This window comes from Bacillus sp. MUM 116 (assembly GCF_001866655.1).
Lineage (GTDB): Bacteria > Bacillota > Bacilli > Bacillales > Cytobacillaceae > Neobacillus.
In genome coordinates, this window is the sequence record NZ_MLYR01000005.1 from 48,325 (window position 1) to 65,894 (window position 17,570).

The 17,570-nt window shown below is 41.0% G+C and carries 20 protein-coding genes and 1 other annotated feature; of the genes, 18 read left to right on the forward strand and 2 right to left on the reverse strand.

Annotation, left to right across the window (positions count from 1 at the left end; all coding sequences use genetic code 11):
• Positions 1-20: 20 nt before the first annotated feature.
• The 16 genes from radC to pheA all read left to right on the forward strand — a co-directional run bounded on the left by radC (position 21) and on the right by pheA (position 13,077).
• A complete protein-coding gene (radC, locus tag BIV60_RS01470; protein WP_071353974.1) occupies positions 21-710 on the forward strand; it encodes a RadC family protein in 690 nt (229 codons plus the stop codon).
• Between the two features lie 162 nt (positions 711-872).
• The gene (locus BIV60_RS01475; RefSeq protein WP_071353975.1) at positions 873-1,895 is read left to right on the forward strand and encodes a rod shape-determining protein; all 1,023 of its coding nucleotides are present in this window, start codon (positions 873-875) and stop codon (positions 1,893-1,895) included.
• A 21-nt stretch (positions 1,896-1,916) separates the two neighbouring features.
• A complete protein-coding gene (gene mreC / locus BIV60_RS01480) occupies positions 1,917-2,795 on the forward strand; it encodes a rod shape-determining protein MreC (protein ID WP_071353976.1) in 879 nt (292 codons plus the stop codon).
• A complete protein-coding gene (gene mreD, locus BIV60_RS01485; RefSeq protein WP_071353977.1) occupies positions 2,792-3,310 on the forward strand; it encodes a rod shape-determining protein MreD in 519 nt (172 codons plus the stop codon). Before mreC ends, mreD begins: the two co-directional genes overlap by 4 nt.
• 160 nt (positions 3,311-3,470) lie before the next feature.
• Entirely contained in the window at positions 3,471-4,151 is a 681-nt protein-coding gene (minC, locus tag BIV60_RS01490) for a septum site-determining protein MinC (protein ID WP_071353978.1), read from the forward strand.
• A 1-nt stretch (position 4,152) separates the two neighbouring features.
• Positions 4,153-4,956, forward strand: coding sequence for a septum site-determining protein MinD (gene minD, locus BIV60_RS01495; protein ID WP_071353979.1), 804 nt, complete (start codon positions 4,153-4,155; stop codon positions 4,954-4,956).
• Between the two features lie 148 nt (positions 4,957-5,104).
• Positions 5,105-5,890: a M23 family metallopeptidase gene (locus tag BIV60_RS01500; RefSeq protein WP_071354048.1), complete on the forward strand. Its 786-nt coding sequence runs from the start codon at positions 5,105-5,107 to the stop codon at positions 5,888-5,890.
• Positions 5,883-6,749: a M50 family metallopeptidase gene (locus tag BIV60_RS01505; RefSeq protein WP_071353980.1), complete on the forward strand. Its 867-nt coding sequence runs from the start codon at positions 5,883-5,885 to the stop codon at positions 6,747-6,749. Before BIV60_RS01500 ends, BIV60_RS01505 begins: the two co-directional genes overlap by 8 nt.
• Before the next feature lie 208 nt (positions 6,750-6,957).
• Positions 6,958-8,418, forward strand: a complete 1,461-nt coding sequence (locus tag BIV60_RS01510) for an Rne/Rng family ribonuclease (RefSeq protein WP_071353981.1) — start codon at positions 6,958-6,960, stop codon at positions 8,416-8,418.
• 47 nt (positions 8,419-8,465) lie between these two features.
• Positions 8,466-8,547: a sequence feature (ribosomal protein L21 leader region), on the forward strand.
• Positions 8,548-8,560: 13 nt separating this feature from the next.
• Positions 8,561-8,869, forward strand: a complete 309-nt coding sequence (gene rplU, locus BIV60_RS01515; RefSeq protein WP_071353982.1) for a 50S ribosomal protein L21 — start codon at positions 8,561-8,563, stop codon at positions 8,867-8,869.
• A 15-nt stretch (positions 8,870-8,884) separates the two neighbouring features.
• A complete protein-coding gene (locus BIV60_RS01520) occupies positions 8,885-9,226 on the forward strand; it encodes a ribosomal-processing cysteine protease Prp (protein WP_071353983.1) in 342 nt (113 codons plus the stop codon).
• The gene (rpmA, locus tag BIV60_RS01525) at positions 9,227-9,520 is read left to right on the forward strand and encodes a 50S ribosomal protein L27 (RefSeq protein ID WP_071353984.1); all 294 of its coding nucleotides are present in this window, start codon (positions 9,227-9,229) and stop codon (positions 9,518-9,520) included.
• Positions 9,521-9,763: 243 nt separating this feature from the next.
• The gene (locus BIV60_RS01530; protein WP_071353985.1) at positions 9,764-10,309 is read left to right on the forward strand and encodes a Spo0B C-terminal domain-containing protein; all 546 of its coding nucleotides are present in this window, start codon (positions 9,764-9,766) and stop codon (positions 10,307-10,309) included.
• A 60-nt stretch (positions 10,310-10,369) separates the two neighbouring features.
• Positions 10,370-11,659 carry a GTPase ObgE gene (gene obgE, locus BIV60_RS01535; protein WP_071353986.1) on the forward strand — a complete coding sequence of 430 codons (1,290 nt, stop codon included), beginning with the start codon at positions 10,370-10,372 and terminating at the stop codon, positions 11,657-11,659.
• 26 nt (positions 11,660-11,685) lie between these two features.
• Complete coding sequence (locus BIV60_RS01540; protein WP_071353987.1) at positions 11,686-12,141, forward strand: ACT domain-containing protein; 456 nt, start codon at positions 11,686-11,688, stop codon at positions 12,139-12,141.
• 78 nt (positions 12,142-12,219) lie between these two features.
• On the forward strand, positions 12,220-13,077 hold the full coding sequence (gene pheA, locus BIV60_RS01545; RefSeq protein WP_071354049.1) for a prephenate dehydratase: 858 nt from the start codon (positions 12,220-12,222) through the stop codon (positions 13,075-13,077).
• Positions 13,078-13,146: 69 nt separating this feature from the next.
• Here pheA and BIV60_RS01550 read toward each other — a convergent pair whose 3' ends face one another.
• Both BIV60_RS01550 and BIV60_RS01555 read right to left on the reverse strand, forming a co-directional pair.
• Positions 13,147-13,683 (reverse strand): transcription repressor NadR, encoded by a 537-nt coding sequence (locus BIV60_RS01550; RefSeq protein ID WP_071353988.1) that lies wholly within the window; start codon positions 13,681-13,683, stop codon positions 13,147-13,149.
• 82 nt (positions 13,684-13,765) lie between these two features.
• Entirely contained in the window at positions 13,766-14,917 is a 1,152-nt protein-coding gene (locus BIV60_RS01555) for an IscS subfamily cysteine desulfurase (RefSeq protein WP_071353989.1), read from the reverse strand.
• Between the two features lie 282 nt (positions 14,918-15,199).
• Between BIV60_RS01555 and nadB the strand changes: the two genes are divergently transcribed.
• Both nadB and nadC read left to right on the forward strand, forming a co-directional pair.
• Positions 15,200-16,756: an L-aspartate oxidase gene (gene nadB, locus BIV60_RS01560; protein WP_071353990.1), complete on the forward strand. Its 1,557-nt coding sequence runs from the start codon at positions 15,200-15,202 to the stop codon at positions 16,754-16,756.
• Complete coding sequence (gene nadC, locus BIV60_RS01565) at positions 16,725-17,561, forward strand: carboxylating nicotinate-nucleotide diphosphorylase (RefSeq protein ID WP_071353991.1); 837 nt, start codon at positions 16,725-16,727, stop codon at positions 17,559-17,561. The genes nadB and nadC overlap by 32 nt, the downstream gene beginning before the upstream one ends.
• Positions 17,562-17,570: the final 9 nt, after the last annotated feature.

A 17,570-nucleotide genomic window follows, 5' to 3' on the forward strand; every position in this document is an offset into this window, starting at 1 on the left:
ATCAAAAGGGAGGAAAAATAATGTCCACAAATTCATTAATGATTCGGGATTTCCCACAAGATGAACGTCCAAGGGAACGGTTTATTCAACATGGTCCACAGAGCTTGTCCAATCATGAGCTAATCGCTATTTTATTAAGAACCGGTACAAAGGATGAATCCGTCCTTCAATTATCCAATCGTCTCTTAACTCATTTTGAAGGATTGCGCTTGTTAAAGTCGGCCACACTAGAAGAAATTACCGAAATTAAGGGGATCGGCTCAGCAAAGGCGATTCAAATTCTTGCTGCTGTTGAAATCGGCAGAAGGATTGCCAATTTAAACTATAATGATCGTTATGTGATTCGGTCACCAGAGGATGGGGCCAATTTTGTCATGTTTGATATGCGCTTTTTGTCACAGGAGCACTTTGTCTGTTTGTATTTAAATACGAAAAATCAGGTGCTGCATAAACAAACGATTTTTATCGGCAGCTTAAATGCTTCGATTGTACATCCCCGGGAAGTCTTCCGCGAAGCCTTAAAACGCTCGGCGGCTTCTATCATTGCCCTCCATAATCACCCCTCGGGAGATCCCACTCCGAGCCGAGAGGACATTGAGGTCACAAAGCGTTTGGTGGAGTGCGGAAAAATGATTGGGATTGAAGTCCTGGACCATTTGATCATCGGCGAAAACAAATTTGTTTCACTTAAAGAAAAAGGTTATATATAACAATAGGTTTTTATTTGACTGTAGCATATAATATTAGTTATGATTTTTTAGGACTGTTTTGGAATTTAACGGTTAATAAGAAACAAAAAAGTTCAATTAAATGGTAATCACTTTACCTTTAAGAATAATTGCATTTTCGTATCAGAAAGGGAGATACAACGTATGTTTGGAATTGGTTCAAGAGACCTAGGGATTGATTTAGGTACAGCAAATACACTTGTATTTGTAAAAGGAAAAGGAATTGTTTTACGCGAGCCATCCGTAGTGGCTATGCAAACCGATACAAAATCGATTATCGCTGTCGGAAATGATGCAAAGAATATGATTGGCCGTACACCGGGGAATGTTGTGGCCCTAAGGCCGATGAAGGACGGCGTCATCGCCGATTTTGAAACGACGGCCAAAATGATGAAGCATTATATTAATCAAGCACAAAAGAACAAGGGTGTCTTCGTAGGTAAGCCATATGTCATGGTTTGTGTACCATCTGGAATCACTGCAGTTGAAGAAAGAGCAGTAATTGATGCAACACGTCAAGCTGGTGCAAAAGATGCCTATACAATTGAAGAACCGTTTGCAGCTGCGATTGGTGCAAATCTCCCGGTTTGGGAACCAACCGGAAGTATGGTAGTAGATATCGGGGGCGGAACTACTGAGGTCGCAATTATTTCCCTTGGTGGTATTGTTACCAGCCAGTCCATCCGCATTGCCGGCAATGATATGGATGACTCAATTATTTCCTTTATTCGCAAGAATTACAATCTAATGATTGGGGATCGTACTGCTGAGACAATTAAGATGGAAATTGGTTCAGCCGGTGATCCGGATGGAATTGAAAACATGGAAATCCGCGGCCGTGATTTATTAACCGGACTTCCAAAAACGATTGAAATTACCGCAAAAGAAATTGCGGCTGCCTTAAAAGACACTGTATTTGCAATTGTTGATGCAGTAAAAAATACATTAGAAAAAACTCCGCCAGAACTTGCAGCAGATATTATGGACCGCGGGATTGTATTAACAGGCGGAGGTGCGCTGCTCAGAAATTTGGACAAGGTCATCAGTGAAGAAACAAAAATGCCCGTCCTTATTGCTGAAAATCCGCTTGACTGTGTTGCAATTGGAACCGGTAAAGCATTAGAGCAAATTCAGATATTTAAAAATAAAGCAAAAGACTCACGATAAAAAAATAGAGGTGTATTAATCATGCCACAGTTCTTTTTGAATAAACGACTGATTGTTTTGCTTCTCAGCATAATTATTCTCGTGGCATTGATTGGGTTTTCTTTAAGGGAGAGGAGTAAACTGACCTGGCCGGAACAGTTTGTCAAAGACTCGGTCGGCTGGGTTCAATCCCTGGTTTCAAAGCCTGCGTATGGTGTTGCAGGCTTTTTTGAAAATCTCAAGGATTTGGAAAATACATATCAAGAAAATAAAGAATTAAAATCACGTGTCGAAGAGATTGTCAGTCTTGAAGCGCAAGTTCAAGACTTGAAAAAAGACAACGCAGATTTACGTAGTATTCTTGGTGAGACTAAGACCCTGAGAGATTTTAAACCGCTGCCAGCTACCGTTATTGGCAGAAATCCTGATCGCTGGCACGAAATGATTATAATCGACAAAGGTAAAATTAATGGAATAAAGCAAAATATGGCCGTTGTGACGGCAAATGGCCTGATTGGAAAAGTAAAGAACGTAAATCAATTTAGTTCCACTATACAATTATTAAGTGCAGCGGATCCGAAGAATCGAATATCAGCTGTCGTCCAAGGGAATAAAAACTCTTATGGATTCGTTGAAGGCTTTGACAGTGAGAAGAAATTACTTCAAATAAAAACCATCCCTTCAGGGGCAAAAATAGAGAAAGGACAAACCGTTGTGACCTCCGGACTCGGCGGTGTGTTCCCAAAAGATTTGCCGATTGGGAAAGTGGTTGATGTGAAACCAGACCAATATGGTCTGAATCAAACAGCATTAGTGAAGCCTGGCGCGGATTTTTATGATATTCAAAATGTTATCGTCATCACTAGGACGATGACGCAGCCGGATGTAGGCTTGGTTGATAGTAAGGGGTTGGGATTGTGAAAAAATTCCTTCTCCCTCTTTTATTTTTGTTTTTATTTATATTAGAAAGCTTATTTGTGCAACTAATCCCTGAAAATCTTTTTGGATCTCATAAAATATGGGTTCCGCATCTTTTATTTTCTGCCGTCCTGTTTTTGACCATTTATGGTGGCAGAAAATATGGGATTATTTACGGTGCTGTTTACGGTCTGTTATTTGATATTGTTTATACAGAAATCCTTGGAATTAATCTCTTTCTATATGCGTTTGTAGCTTATATCGTCTCAAAAATTATGCATGTATTGCAAAACAATATCATTGTTTCTTATATCGTTTCATTATTCGGTATAGCCCTATTAGAGATTGGTGTTTACGAAATGGATACATTAATCGGTGTGACACAGCTTAGTTTTATGAGTTTTGTCGAAATGCGTCTTTACCCGACTTTAATCTTTAATGCAATCTTTTTACTTATAGCCGCCTATCCCTTCAAAAAGTATTTTGAAAAATATTTTCATGTATTACGGGATGAATAATGAATTAAAAAAGAGGAGAATAGACAGGGCGTGTCGAATTTATATAATGCGTGTACTCTGATTTGATTGAATGCATGATTTTCATGCATTTTTTGAATCCTTCAGGGTTTGTTTAAATCGGGCGCAGCCCTTTTCTTTAAACTTGAGGTGAAAATTCTCCATGAAAAAACGACAAAATGTAACTATAAAGGGAACAAAGGAAGGATTGGTCCTTCAACTGGATGACCGCTGTTCCTACGAAGAATTGAAAAAAGAACTGGATGAAAAACTTTCCACGAACCTTAGAACGCAGGAAGAAAGCCAATTGCTTGCGGTGAAAGTAAATGTAGGGAACCGATTTTTAAGTGATGACCAAAGAGAAGACTTAGAAAACCTTATTCGGCAAAAAAAGAATTTGGTTGTTGACGATATTGAATCAAATGTAATTACAAAAGAGGAAGCAAAACGGTTAAAAGCTGAAGATGAAGTGGTAACCGTTTCAAGAATTATTCGATCAGGCCAAGTCTTAGAGGTTCCCGGGGATTTACTGTTAATCGGTGATGTAAACCCTGGAGGAACAGTTATTGCTGGGGGCAATATTTTTATCATGGGAGCTTTAAAAGGAATTGCCCATGCAGGCTGCTCAGGAAATGATGAGGCGATTATTGCCGCATCCAGTATGAAACCAACACAGTTAAGGATTAGTGAATGCTTAAATCGAGCACCCGACATCGTTCAAGAAAAAGAAAAACATGAAATGGAATGTGCCTACATAGATGAGGACCGAAAAATCAGCGTAGATAGATTACAAGCTTTAATACATTTAAGACCTAATTTAACTAGATTAGAAGGGGGACAATAAAGTGGGAGAAGCGATAGTAATTACATCTGGTAAGGGTGGCGTCGGCAAAACAACGACTTCTGCTAACATTGGTACAGCATTGGCCCTTCAAGGAAAAAAGGTTTGCTTGGTAGATACAGATATTGGTCTTCGTAACTTGGATGTTGTGATGGGACTTGAAAATCGCATTATCTATGATCTTGTCGATGTCATCGAAAAAAGATGTAAAATCCATCAAGCACTGGTGAAGGATAAACGATTTGATGGTTTATTGTATTTGCTGCCTGCCGCGCAGACGGTTGATAAGTCTGCGGTAAAACCGGAGCAAATGAAGGAACTGATTACCGAATTAAAACAAGACTATGATTATATTATTATTGATTGCCCTGCCGGAATTGAGGTAGGATTTCAGAATGCCGTAGCAGGGGCTGATGCAGCGATTGTCATCACAACACCTGAGGTTTCCGCTGTTCGGGATGCGGACCGTATCATCGGTCTTATTGAAAAAGAAAGTCATATGGTGCCGCCAAAACTCGTGATTAACCGGATTCGAAATCATATGATGAAAAACGGTGATATGCTCGATGTTGATGAAGTCACTCAGCATTTGTCGATTGAGCTTTTTGGCATTGTGGCGGATGATGATGAAGTCATCAAAGCGAGCAACCATGGTGAACCGATTGCGCTGAATCCAAACAGCAAGGCAGCGCTTGCTTACCGGAATATTGCAAGAAGAATCCTTGGCGAATCGATTCCGCTTCAGTCTTTGGAAGAACCAAATAAAGGTATGTTTTCAAAGCTTAAAAAGTTTTTCGGGGTAAAATAAGTTATAATGATGTAGTCTGTTCACGTGTTGTGGACAGACTTTTTTGTTGGTTGAATATTTTTCTCTTTCGCCATTTTTTTTGAAGAGTCATACTCCATAAATTTTTTTCATAAACTTGTACAAAAAAGTGGGAAAAGGGTTGATGGATATGGCGCGGTCGACACCGGATGAAATACGGAAAAGAATCAATAAACGGAAGAAAGAGCTTGGAAGTCAAGGGGGAAATCCAGACCGCCAGCTGGCTTGGCCTGGGGACGAGGAAAAGTATGGATTCAATAGCATAACCTCCAATGGAAGCGGGCCGGATGACGGAGGACACCCGCTGTTTAGGATGGAAGTATTTATTTTTAAAATCCTCGCTTCGGCATGCCTTTTTTTAGTGGTTGCGATTTTGTTTCGAAATCAAACCGCAACCTTTGATCAAGCGAGGAATTTAGTCCGGACATCAATGGACAAGGACTTCAAATTCGCTTTTGTATCCCAGTGGTATGAAGAAAAGTTTGGAAAACCGCTTGCCTTGCTGCCGTTTAATGAGCCGAAAAAAGAAAAGCAATCCAAGACGGCAAGCGCAGAAAAACCATTTGATATTCCGGCAACAGGAAAGGTTCTTGAAAACTTTCAGAAAAATGGACAAGGAATCATGATTGAAACAGCAAATGGTGCGTCGGTCGAAGCGATAAATGGAGGAAATGTCAGTTTCGCAGGTGTAAAGGCCGGCTTAGGAAAAACGGTCATCATCCAACACGCAGATGGTACGGAAACCTGGTATGGAAATCTAGCGGATATTAAGGTCAAACTATGGGATTATGTGGAAAAAAGAAAAGTGGTTGGAAATGTTTCATCGAGTGAAGAGAAATCAAAGGGTAAGTACTATTTTGCCATTAAAAAAGGGGATGAGTTTATCGACCCGGTACAGGTGATCCGCTTTGAGTAAAGTGAAAGATTTACTTCAACATGTTTATATTCACCCGCTGTTATGGATCGTCATCGCACTTTCGATTGCAACAGCACATTTTCAAGAGGTTTGTCTCTTGTTAGCGATTATTTTTATACATGAAATGGGGCATGCAGCAGCAGCTTCATTTTTTTCATGGAGAATAAAAAAAATCACCCTCTTGCCGTTTGGCGGTGTCGCAGAAATGGATGAGCACGGCAACCGGCCGTTAAAGGAAGAGGCCATTGTCGTCCTCGCCGGCCCGATCCAGCATGTTTGGATGGTCGGTCTCGGCTTCTTGTTATACTCCTTTTCATTGGTCCCTGCGGACTTATTCTATTTATTTTTTCAATACAATTTGATGATATTTATTTTTAACCTATTTCCGGTATGGCCGCTTGATGGGGGAAAGTTTGTTTTTTTGTTGATGTCACTCAAAAATTCATTTCCTTCCGCTCACCGGGTCACAATCCAGATTTCGTGTATCAGTCTCACCATCTTTTCGCTTCTGATTTTTTTTACGGCACCCTACCATCTAAATGTCTGGGTGGTCATCGCCTTTCTTTATTTCTCGCTTTATCATGAATGGAAGCAGCGTCGCTTTATTTTCATGCGCTTTCTGCTTGAACGTTATTACGGCAAGAAAAGTGATTTGCAGGCATTAAAACCGATTCAAGCGAATGAACATGACTTGTTAATTCATGTGCTTGAAAAATTCCAGCGCGGCTGTAAGCATCCAATTATTGTTGAGGGTAATGGCAAGGAAAAAGGGATGTTAGATGAAAATGAGCTGCTGCACGCCTATTTCACCGAAAAACGCTTAACCGACAAAGTCAGCGATTTGCTGTTTTTGTTTTGAGACTCGGACAAAGGGTCGTTCCGCTAGTTAGAGCCTGTTTTCCGCCAATGATAGTCGGTTTAGCGCTAGTTGGGGAAGGTTTGTCGCTGGTGAAGGTTAGTTAAACGCTAGTTGGAGCCAGTATTAAGAGCAATTCCACCCCTCAGTTGGCCCTCGCCCTCCAAAAAGAGTATAATAAATGCATCATAAATAAAGTGGGGCCGCTCGATTGGATCAATTAATCATCAACTATCAATCAAGAGAAAAAAGATTTGCTTACATCCGGAACCATCGGGTTGAAAAAATGGTATTTGACCGGCCAGAGCAGCGTTCTTTGGTCGGTAATATTTATTATGGGACCGTTTCAAAAGTACTGCCTGGAATGAATGCCGTATTTATTGATATCGGCGGAGAAAAAAATGCTTATTTGCATCGGGATCTATTGCCTTCCTATGTGTTATCACAGGACAAAAACAAGGAAAAAAGGACGGTGTCCTCCTTTGTACATCAAGGCGAAAAATTCCTTGTTCAGGTCAACAAAGATGCTACCGGTACAAAAGGACCAAGGGTGACAGGCATTATTGAAATCCAAGGGAATCACCTCATCTTCATTCCGCAAGGGCGCTATGTAGCGGTATCGAAAAAAATTGCCGATGAAAATGAGAAATCCAGACTCCGTCGTATTGGCCAACACCTTAAGACAGAGGAAGAAGGAATCATTTTTCGAACCTCAAGCTTATATGTGACCGAAGCAGAAATTCATCAAGAACTTGAAAAGCTACGACTTCAAAATATTGAATTAGTAAAGCAGGCAGAAGCGTTAAAAAAGCCCGGACTGATTTTTCAAAAAGATTCCTTTGTTGAAATGCTATTCGATATGATGGTCAAAATGAAGGACGGCGAAGTCATCACGGACGATCTTTTATTGAAAAAGAAATTAGATGAACACAATCACAAAGAAAACGTTACGATAAGCTATTATGGCGGGAAAGAAAATATTTTCTCGGTAAACAGGGTCGAGCGTGAAATCGAGAAAGCACTCAAGAGGGTCGTATGGCTCGAAAATGGGGCATACCTTATTTTTGATGAAACTGAAGCATTAACGATTATTGATGTGAATACCGGCAAGTTTTCCGGTAAAAGCGACTATCAGGAAACAGTGTTAAAAACAAACCAGCTGGCAGCACAGGAAATATGCCGGCAGCTCCGACTTCGCGATATAGGAGGCATTGTCCTAATTGATTTTATTGATATGCATCGGGAGTGGGAGAAGCAATCGATACTGGATGTTTTTGAAAAAAATAAAGACGAAAACCGCATTAAATTGATCGGCTATACTCCGCTTGGTATTTTACAGCTGACACGGAAAAAAACAAAGGTTTCCTTATCAGAAGCATTAACAGTAAAATGTCCGGTTTGTGAGGGGACTGGGCAGATTTTAAGTCCGGAAACAGTAGCATTCCGACTGGAGCGGGAATTATTCGAACACCGCCTTGGGGATTTTGAGGCAGTCCTAGTAGAAACAACAAAAAGGGTAAAAGAAGCATTAGAAGATCATCTTGAATTTTTAATGGAATCGTTACATTTTAAAGTTTACTTTTCTATCCAGCCAAAACAAAGCCATTATTATTTGTTAAAACAATTTGGAGATGAAAGTGAAATTGCCCAAAAAGCTGGCGATTTATATTGACACTTTTGTTTCGAATATGTTAATATTTTAATGTTATGTTTGTAGCACCCGTGCTACAACCGCACAGAGCAGGTAGTAAGTTTTATGCTTTAGCATAAGCGCCTGTGTATGGCGAGTCTGAGTTTATAAGGAGGTGCAGTTCATGTACGCAATTATCGAAACTGGCGGTAAGCAATTGAAAGTTGAAGAAGGCCAAGCAATCTACATTGAAAAATTAAATGCAGAAGCTGGCGAAACGGTTACTTTTGACAAGGTTCTTTTCGTTGGCGGTGAAAATGTAAAAGTAGGAAGCCCTGTTGTTGCAGGCGCTACTGTTACAGCTAAAGTTGAAAAACAAGGCCGTGCGAAGAAAATCATTGTTTTCAAGTACAAAGCAAAGAAAAACAACCGTAAGAAACAAGGTCATCGTCAACCTTACACTAAAGTAGTCATCGAAAAAATCAACGCGTAAGGTGTTGAGCTATAGATGATTGGAATTACGATTGATCGTAATTATTCCGGTGAAATTCAATCATTCGAAATAAGCGGACATGCTTTTTTTGCTGACCGCGGCAAGGATATCGTCTGTGCAGGCGTATCTGCTGTATCTGTTGGGGCAATCAATGCGGTTCATGCTTTAACGGGCGTGACACCGGTGATTGAACAAGGAGATGGTTTTCTCCGCTGTGTCATTCCTGATCATTTATCAGCTGACATTCATGAGAAAATCCAAATTCTTCTCGAAGGTATGGTCGTTTCATTACGAACGATTGAAGAAGAGTACGGAACGCACATAAAAATTACCTTCAAAAAGCAGGAGGTGGAATAAATGTTATTAAAATTAGATCTTCAGTTGTTTGCATCTAAAAAGGGAGTAGGTTCTACAAAGAACGGACGTGACTCTATCGCAAAGCGCCTTGGTGCTAAGCGTGCTGATGGCCAATTCGTAACTGGTGGTTCAATCCTTTACCGTCAACGCGGTACAAAGATTTATCCAGGTGAAAACGTAGGCCGTGGCGGAGATGACACTCTTTTTGCAAAAGTTGACGGCGTTGTTAAATTCGAACGTTTAGGTCGCGACCGCAAAAAAGTGAGCGTTTATCCAGTAGCTCAAGAAGCTTAAGCCTTTAATAAAACTCTAACCGGATTGGTTAGAGTTTTATTTTTGCAGATGTCAGAAAAAATTACCAATTGGTCATTTACCGTTATCGATGTGAAATGCATCCGAACTCCTTGAGTACTTCTTCAAAAAGGCCGCTTTTTTTCCTCATATGGACATAATTCGCAAAAATAGCTTACTCATGCTTACTTTTTTGATATACTATCAGAAAACGGATATCGGACAATTTATGTGGGAGTGCAGGGAATGAAGGATTTAGATATTGTTGAAGTGCTTCGGCATACGCGGCACGATTGGTTAAACCGGCTGCAATTGATAAAAGGAAATTTAGATTTAAATAAAATTGATCGGGTTAAAGAAATCATCAATGAAATCGTAATTGAGTCTCAGCAAGAATCAAAGCTCTCCAATTTAAAGATGCCGATGTTTGCATCGCTGCTTTTAAAATCCAATTGGGATAACCACAATTTTCAGTTAGAATTTGAGGTTCTTTCCGATACGGATTCTAAAAAAATTAATGACGACTTGCTTACAAATTGGACAAAGTCATTGTTTTTGAGTTTAAATAAAGCGATTGAAGTATTTGCTGAAAACCATTTATCGATTACCATCGATCCGCAAATCAATGAGACTCGTTTCTTTTTCGATTTTAGCGGGATAATAATAAAAAGAGAACTGATTGAACAATTCCTTGCAGATTCGAAAGGACCTGAATTGGTCCATGAGATAAAGGAATTTACAGATAACGAACTCGCATTAGAAGTTTCCATGCCTTTTTTAAAAAAAGGCTAGAGCTTTGCGATTCTCGTCAGTGTATCAGTTTGTTAAATACAGACGGGAGGTCTACAACAAATGTTTGTCGATCAAGTGAAAGTGTATGTTAAAGGCGGGGATGGCGGTAATGGAATGGTCGCCTTCCGCCGTGAAAAATATGTTCCGAATGGCGGTCCTGCAGGCGGGGACGGTGGAAAGGGTGCGAACGTCGTATTCGTCGTCGAAGAAGGTTTGCGCACATTAATGGATTTCCGCTATCAGCGTCACTTCAAGGCGACGCGCGGGGAGCATGGCATGTCGAAAAGCATGCATGGTAAAAACTCCAAGGATATGGTAGTTAAAGTACCACCGGGAACCGTTGTAACGGATGCAGAAACGAAAGAAGTCATTGCTGACCTTGTTGAGCATGGGCAGCGGGCCATTATTGCGAAAGGCGGCCGCGGCGGCAGGGGGAATATCCGCTTCGCGACACCAGCTAATCCGGCTCCGGAAATTGCCGAGAACGGTGAGCCTGGGCAGGAGCGCGATGTTATTCTTGAATTAAAATTGCTCGCTGATGTCGGGCTTGTTGGGTTTCCAAGTGTTGGGAAATCCACCTTATTATCAGTTGTTTCTGCGGCAAGACCAAAAATTGCCGAGTATCATTTTACGACGATTGTTCCTAACCTTGGCATGGTGGAAACAGAAGATAGCCGCAGCTTCGTAATGGCCGATTTGCCTGGTCTAATCGAAGGTGCCCACCAAGGTGTCGGTCTCGGCCATCAATTTTTACGTCATATTGAACGGACCCGTGTCATTGTTCATGTCATCGATATGGCAGCGATGGAAGGCAGGGACCCGTACGAGGATTATTTGACGATTAATAAAGAATTGCAGGAATATAATTTAAGGCTTACGGAGCGACCGCAAATTATTGTGGCCAATAAGATGGACATGCCAGAAGCCGAAGAAAATCTGCAGAAGTTTAAAGAGTGTTTGAAGGAAGATTATCCAATTTTTCCAATATCAGCTTTAACGAAAAAAGGGCTTCGTGATTTACTATTTGCGATTGCCGATAAAATAGAGGAGACACCGGAATTCCCTCTTGAGCATGAAGAGGAGGATACTGGCGTTCATCGTGTATTATATAAGCATGAGAAGGATCCTGATAACTTTAAAATCACAAGAGAGCCGGATGGTTCATTTGTTGTTACTGGTGAAAAGGTTGAAAAGCTCTTTAAAATGACCGACTTTTCCCGGGATGAATCCGTCCGTCGTTTCGCACGGCAACTTCGCGGTCTTGGGGTGGATGATGCCCTAAGGCAAAGAGGAGCAAAAGATGGGGATATCGTCAAATTGTTGGAGTTTGAATTTGAATTTATAGAGTAGGCTTCCTGGTGGGTGGAGGTATAGAGATGAAGAGGAACAGAGCTGAGAAAAAATTCTATTTGGTTCGTGAGGATGTTCTCCCGGAGGCAATGAAAAAAACGATAGAAGCAAAGGAATTGCTCGAACGCGGTAAGGTGGAATCCGTTCAGGAAGCGGTTCAGCAAACCGATTTAAGCCGCAGCGCGTTTTATAAATACAGGGATACTGTATTTCCTTTTTCCTCAATTAAAAAAGAAAAATTGGTTTCGCTCTTTTTTCATTTGGAAGATCGCTCCGGTACCCTGTCGAATCTGCTAAGTGTTGTTGCTTCGTCAGGTTGTAATATTTTAACGATTCACCAAACTATTCCGTTGCAGGGACGGGCGAATGTGACACTTTCCATGAATACTGGGAATATGACCATGGAAATAGATGAGTTATTAACTGAATTAAAAAAACTCGAATTTGTAGAGAATGTTGAAGTGCTGGGAACAGGTGCATAAGGGGCAGGATTGTTCCTTGTGAAAGCTGCTCTCAGCTTTCTTTTTTTAGAAGATATGACAACAAGGGAGTGGAGAAAAGTGAAGGTAGGTTTCTTAGGACCAAAGGCAACGTTTACCGAGATTGCGGTGATGAGTGTTTTTTCAGGAGATGAACTTGAACCGTTCCGGACAATTCCTGAATGCATGGATGCGGTTGCCGATGGAAGAGTGGAGTTGGCGGTTGTTCCGATTGAAAATGCCCTAGAGGGGTCTGTAAATATTACCCTGGATTATTTAACGAGGGTAGTGGATATCCCGATTGTTGGAGAAATTACGATTCCCATTAAGCAGCATTTGATGGTACATCCTTCAAATCAAAATCATTGGCAGGATGTGAAGCATATTTACAGCCATTCGCATGCCATTGCCCAATGCCATAAGTTTTTACATACGCAGTTTAAAGGCGTACCGTTTGAAAGTGTTAATTCCACCGCTGCAGCGGCGAAAATGGTGATGGACCATCCGGAATGGCAGGCAGCGGCGATTGCCAATGAATTAGCCGCTAAGGAATACGGGCTGGAGATTGTTCAAAAAAATATCCATGATTTTGACTTTAATCAAACCAGCTTTTTTATTCTTTCTAACAAAGAAGTGGATATCCCTTTGATGGAGGCAGTTAATGCTTCGTATAAAACGACCATCATGGTGACTTTACCGGCCGACCATGCCGGAGCGCTTCATCAGGTGTTATCTGCTTTCGCCTGGAGAAAAATTAATCTTTCAAAAATTGAATCAAGACCGATGAAGACAGGTATCGGTAATTACTTTTTCATCATTGATATTGAAATGAAGCTTGATGAGGTATTGATCCCGGGAGCGATCGCTGAGTTAGAGGCGCTTGGATGCGGGGTAACGGTTTTAGGAAGCTATCCTTCGTTGCTTGTGGATTTGGATTAAGTTGGATGTCGCTGCTCTTAAATTTTCAGAGTTTTAAAAAAAGATCCGGGAAATTGATTCCGGATCTTTTTACGATTCCATTAAAAATCCTTCTTTTTTTAAGGCTGCCTTTGCATCGTCGAGTGCTTTTTCCGTTGGAGCGGAAATCGTATGCAGATGGATGCCGTCTGTTAATTCCGATAATAATGCCGCTTTTGTAGATTTCAAGTTTTCCATAAATTGTTTGACTTCTTTCCGGTTTGCCACCATGATGGATGCCGTTAGATCTCCGTATATGGCATGTTCGATTTTAACGTCCTTCACTAAAACCCCATGGTCCACCAGCAGGTTTAGTTCCTTTTCCGTATCTTCCGGTTTATGAAATGAGGCAATTGTTCTTTCAAATGAAGGGGCACCGGCATTTTGATGTAAATAAAGGTAGCCTTGACTTGTGGCGATAATTGGTTCGTTTTTTGCCTTGAGAAGGGTAATATCTCCGACAATGACCTGCCTGCTGACATTTGTCCGGTTTGCCAGGTCACTGCCTGTCAACGGCACTGCACTATCTTTAAGCAGCTGAAGAATCAAGGTTCGCCGTTCCTCTCCCAGAATTTTCTTTTGTTCCATATAATCCTCCTATGGTTTTGGTGTTTCACTCCGTCACTAAATATCTATCGTTTTTATTTTAGCATAACATAATTTTGCGGCATTAAATAACTGATGTGCCTTTATATTCTTTAACAATCCCAACGAGTGCATCCCCAAGCCTTAAAACATCGTTATCCGTCGTGGACCGCCCAAATGATATCCGAATAAATTCCTTTGCCTGCTCATCCTTAACCCCCATTGCCTTCATAATCTTCGAAGGAGTCTGCATCCCAACTTGGCAGGCACTTCCGGTCGATATCGCAAATCCCTTGCGATTGCTTTCCAGCATCATCCACTGCCCCTCAATCCCCGCAACTCGCAGACCAACAATGGATGGAAGCTGAGCATCATTTTCCTTCGCCTCAAAAACCTGAACCGATTGCTCAATCGTTCCAAGAGTTTCTAAAAATGCTTTACGAAGCTTCACATAATGATTAAAATCCCCCGAAACTGAATGAAATATTTTTTGAGCAGCCGCGGTCATTGCAGCAATGCCAGGAACATTAACCGTTCCAGGCCGGAATCCTTTCTCATGCGAACCTCCTGGGAAAAAGGGCCGCCATGAAATGCTTGGATCAAGATAAACACCGCCAACCCCTTTTGGACCATAGATTTTATGGCCCGAAAAAGAAAAGCTGCTGACTAACGGAGCAACCTTGGAAAGATTCATTTTTCCAAAAGACTGAACAAAGTCACTATGAAAATGAATGTTATTTTCCAGGCAAATTTGCGCGATTTTTTCAATTGGCTGGATCGCTCCAATCTCCGAATTAACATGTTGTATTGTGATTAAAATCGTTTCAGGTCTGATAGCCTCCATCAAATCTTCTATATTGATCAACCCAAATGAGTTTAAAGGAAGAAACGTAATTTCATATCCCAAACCTTTGAACCGATTTAAAGCACTATGAATCGACGAATGCTCTGCCATACCTGAAATGATATGATTTCCTTGTTTTTTCGGAGCGGACAATAATGCTTCAATAGCTAAAAAATTGCTCTCAGATCCACCGCTCGTAAAAAATAACCCATTTTTGTTCACATTCGCCAAACCAGCTAACTCTTCACGACAATTTTCCAGCAGTGCTGAAGCACTCCCGCCAATATCGTGGAGACTACTTGAGTTCCCGAAAAACTCTGTGGCTGCCTGTAGGTAAACCTCAGCAGCATCCTTATCTAATGGAGTCGTAGCTGCGAAATCAAAATATATCATTATCACAATCTCCTAAGTTTTTTATTTTAGAATATATCTTCGAATTTTGATTACTGTCTAGCTCCAGCGCCCAGCGACTAGTGTACTTCACTCGCCTCCCTACGATAAGTCAAGCACGAATGCGCTAACGCTCTTCGTGTTTCCTTTATCTCAGTCGCCTCGCTCCAGCCCATACGTCGCTAAACGGGCGCTTCCGCTTTCCTAGTAAAAAATACTTGCTATTAGTGTAATTCTGTGTAAATATATATGTCAAGACACCTGTAAAACCAGGAGGGTCAAAACATGACAAGTACTGATGTGTTAATTATTGGAAGCGGAGTAGCTGCTTTACAGCTGGCTGTCCGATTAAATAAGGAATTAAATGTGAGAATTATCACAAAGTCAAAATTGCGCACTGCAAATTCATACCTGGCTCAAGGGGGGATTGCTGCTGCGCTTGGTGCTCAGGATCATCCCGACAAGCATTTTATAGATACACTCGAGGCGGGGAGATACCACAATCATCCGGAAAATGTTCAGGAAATCATTAATGCGGCACCAAAGCTCATTAAGAATCTCTCAAACCAAAATAATGTTTTTGACAAGGATCAAAATGGTGGGTTACTGCTTGGAATGGAAGGGGCCCATAGTGAAAAAAGAATCGTTCACGGGGGCGGAGATGCAACTGGTAAAAACGTTATGGAATATCTCATTAGCCAGATAGAAGACAACATCCAAATCGAAGAGAACACTTTCGCCTATGAATTAATCATAAAAAATAACCGATGTACAGGTATCAAAGCGAAAAAATTAAATGGGACGATTGAGTATTACTACTCAAACCATGTCATTCTGGCAACGGGAGGCTGCGGTCAACTTTATCAGTATACATCTAACGCTCAAACTGTCAGCGGTGATGGAATTGCAATGGCGTATTTAGCTGGTGCTGAAATAGTTGATATGGAATTTATCCAGTTTCATCCAACACTCTTATATATAAACGGTGAAACAAAAGGATTAATTTCTGAAGCCGTTCGCGGCGAGGGTGCCATCCTGGTGACAGAAAATGGAACCCCTATTATGGAAGGAATCCATCCATTAAAAGACTTGGCTCCACGGCATGTTGTTTCACAAACCATTTATAGCTATTTAAAAAAAGGAATCAAAATTTATTTGGATATAAGTAAAATTAATGATTTTGCAAAAAGATTTCCTACTATTACTGCTAATTGTGAGGGGAATGGAGTCGCGATTTCGGAGGGAAGAATTCCGGTTGCTCCCGGATGTCATTTTTTAATGGGGGGCATCAAAACGGATTTAATTGGGCGTACCTCCATTGACGGACTATATGCCATAGGCGAGTCAGCCTGCACCGGTCTTCATGGAGCGAACCGGTTAGCCAGCAATTCCTTGTTAGAAGGTTTATTTCAAGGTGAAAAACTGTCAGAATGGCTAAATGCGTCGAAGATGGAGCTAAACGAAACAACCATTACGTATTTTTCAACGAATCCAAAGATGTTAAACCTGCCTGACGTCCAGATTTTAAAAGAATTAATGATGGAACGGGTTGGTATTGTTCGCAATGAACTGGATTTGAAAAAACAAAAAGAATGGCTGAATCAATGGGATGCCCTTGAGAGCTTTGACTCATACAGTATTGATGAAATTAACAAAATGTTTATGCTGACAATTGCGAAACTAATCACATACTCAGCCCTAAAAAGAACGGAAAGCCGCGGTGGCCATTATCGAAGTGATTATCCTTTTGAGGATGATAACAATTGGCTAAAAATATCAATCATTCAAAAACGGGAAGTGGAGAAGAAGAATGAACACATTGAAACTGCGCTCGCAACTTGAACAATTTTTTATTGAAGATATCGGAGAACAGGATATCACAACCGATTTAATTTTTTCGGATGATACCAATGGGGAAATAGTCTTCTTGTCTAAAGATAATGGGATTTTTTGCGGAGAAGAAATCATTAGAACAGGTTTTCAGGTCCTAAACCCTGAAATAACGACACAAGTTTTTGTAAAAGACGGCGAGGCGATTGAAAAAGGCCAGCAGCTCGCAACAGCGACCGGAAAAATTGCTGACCTATTAAAAGGAGAGCGGGTCGTTCTAAACCTGGTGCAGCGGATGAGCGGGATCGCAACCTTAACAAACAAGGCGGTAACAACCTTAAATAGCCAACACACAAAAATTTGCGATACAAGAAAAACTACACCGGGACTAAGAATGCTTGAAAAATATGCTGTTCGCTGTGGGGGAGGCTTTAATCACCGTTATGGGTTGTATGATGGAATCATGATTAAAGATAATCATATTTCTTTTGCAGGTTCCATTACAAAGGCAGTTGAAGCCGTAAGGGCGAAAGCAGGGCATATGGTAAAGGCAGAGGTCGAGGTAGAAACGGAAGAACAGGTAATCGAAGCAGTAAACGCGAAAGCGGATGTGATTATGTTTGATAACCGCACACCGGATGAAATTAAGGAAATGATCAAATTAGTACCTGCCGGGATTATTACAGAAGCATCCGGCGGAATTCAATTAAGCAATCTAGCTTCCTATCAGGACACAGGTGTGGATTATATCTCGCTGGGCTTTTTAACCCATTCGTATAAAGCACTTGATATTAGTGTAAAAGTGAAATGGAACTAAGGGGTGAAA

Bases quoted from the DNA above. Each gene is read 5' to 3' on its own strand.
- BIV60_RS01550 (WP_071353988.1), bottom strand. From the start codon at position 13,683: ATGGAACAAAAGAAAATTCTGGGAGAGGAACGGCGAACCTTGATTCTT.
- BIV60_RS01520 (WP_071353983.1), top strand. From the start codon at position 8,885: ATGATTGGAATTACGATTGATCGTAATTATTCCGGTGAAATTCAATCA.
- obgE (WP_071353986.1), top strand. From the start codon at position 10,370: ATGTTTGTCGATCAAGTGAAAGTGTATGTTAAAGGCGGGGATGGCGGT.
- BIV60_RS01555 (WP_071353989.1), bottom strand. From the start codon at position 14,917: ATGATATATTTTGATTTCGCAGCTACGACTCCATTAGATAAGGATGCT.
- BIV60_RS01475 (WP_071353975.1), top strand. From the start codon at position 873: ATGTTTGGAATTGGTTCAAGAGACCTAGGGATTGATTTAGGTACAGCA.
- nadC (WP_071353991.1), top strand. From the start codon at position 16,725: ATGAACACATTGAAACTGCGCTCGCAACTTGAACAATTTTTTATTGAA.
- BIV60_RS01540 (WP_071353987.1), top strand. From the start codon at position 11,686: ATGAAGAGGAACAGAGCTGAGAAAAAATTCTATTTGGTTCGTGAGGAT.
- rpmA (WP_071353984.1), top strand. From the start codon at position 9,227: ATGTTATTAAAATTAGATCTTCAGTTGTTTGCATCTAAAAAGGGAGTA.
- rplU (WP_071353982.1), top strand. From the start codon at position 8,561: ATGTACGCAATTATCGAAACTGGCGGTAAGCAATTGAAAGTTGAAGAA.
- BIV60_RS01530 (WP_071353985.1), top strand. From the start codon at position 9,764: ATGAAGGATTTAGATATTGTTGAAGTGCTTCGGCATACGCGGCACGAT.
- mreC (WP_071353976.1), top strand. From the start codon at position 1,917: ATGCCACAGTTCTTTTTGAATAAACGACTGATTGTTTTGCTTCTCAGC.
- minC (WP_071353978.1), top strand. From the start codon at position 3,471: ATGAAAAAACGACAAAATGTAACTATAAAGGGAACAAAGGAAGGATTG.
- radC (WP_071353974.1), top strand. From the start codon at position 21: ATGTCCACAAATTCATTAATGATTCGGGATTTCCCACAAGATGAACGT.
- nadB (WP_071353990.1), top strand. From the start codon at position 15,200: ATGACAAGTACTGATGTGTTAATTATTGGAAGCGGAGTAGCTGCTTTA.
- BIV60_RS01500 (WP_071354048.1), top strand. From the start codon at position 5,105: ATGGCGCGGTCGACACCGGATGAAATACGGAAAAGAATCAATAAACGG.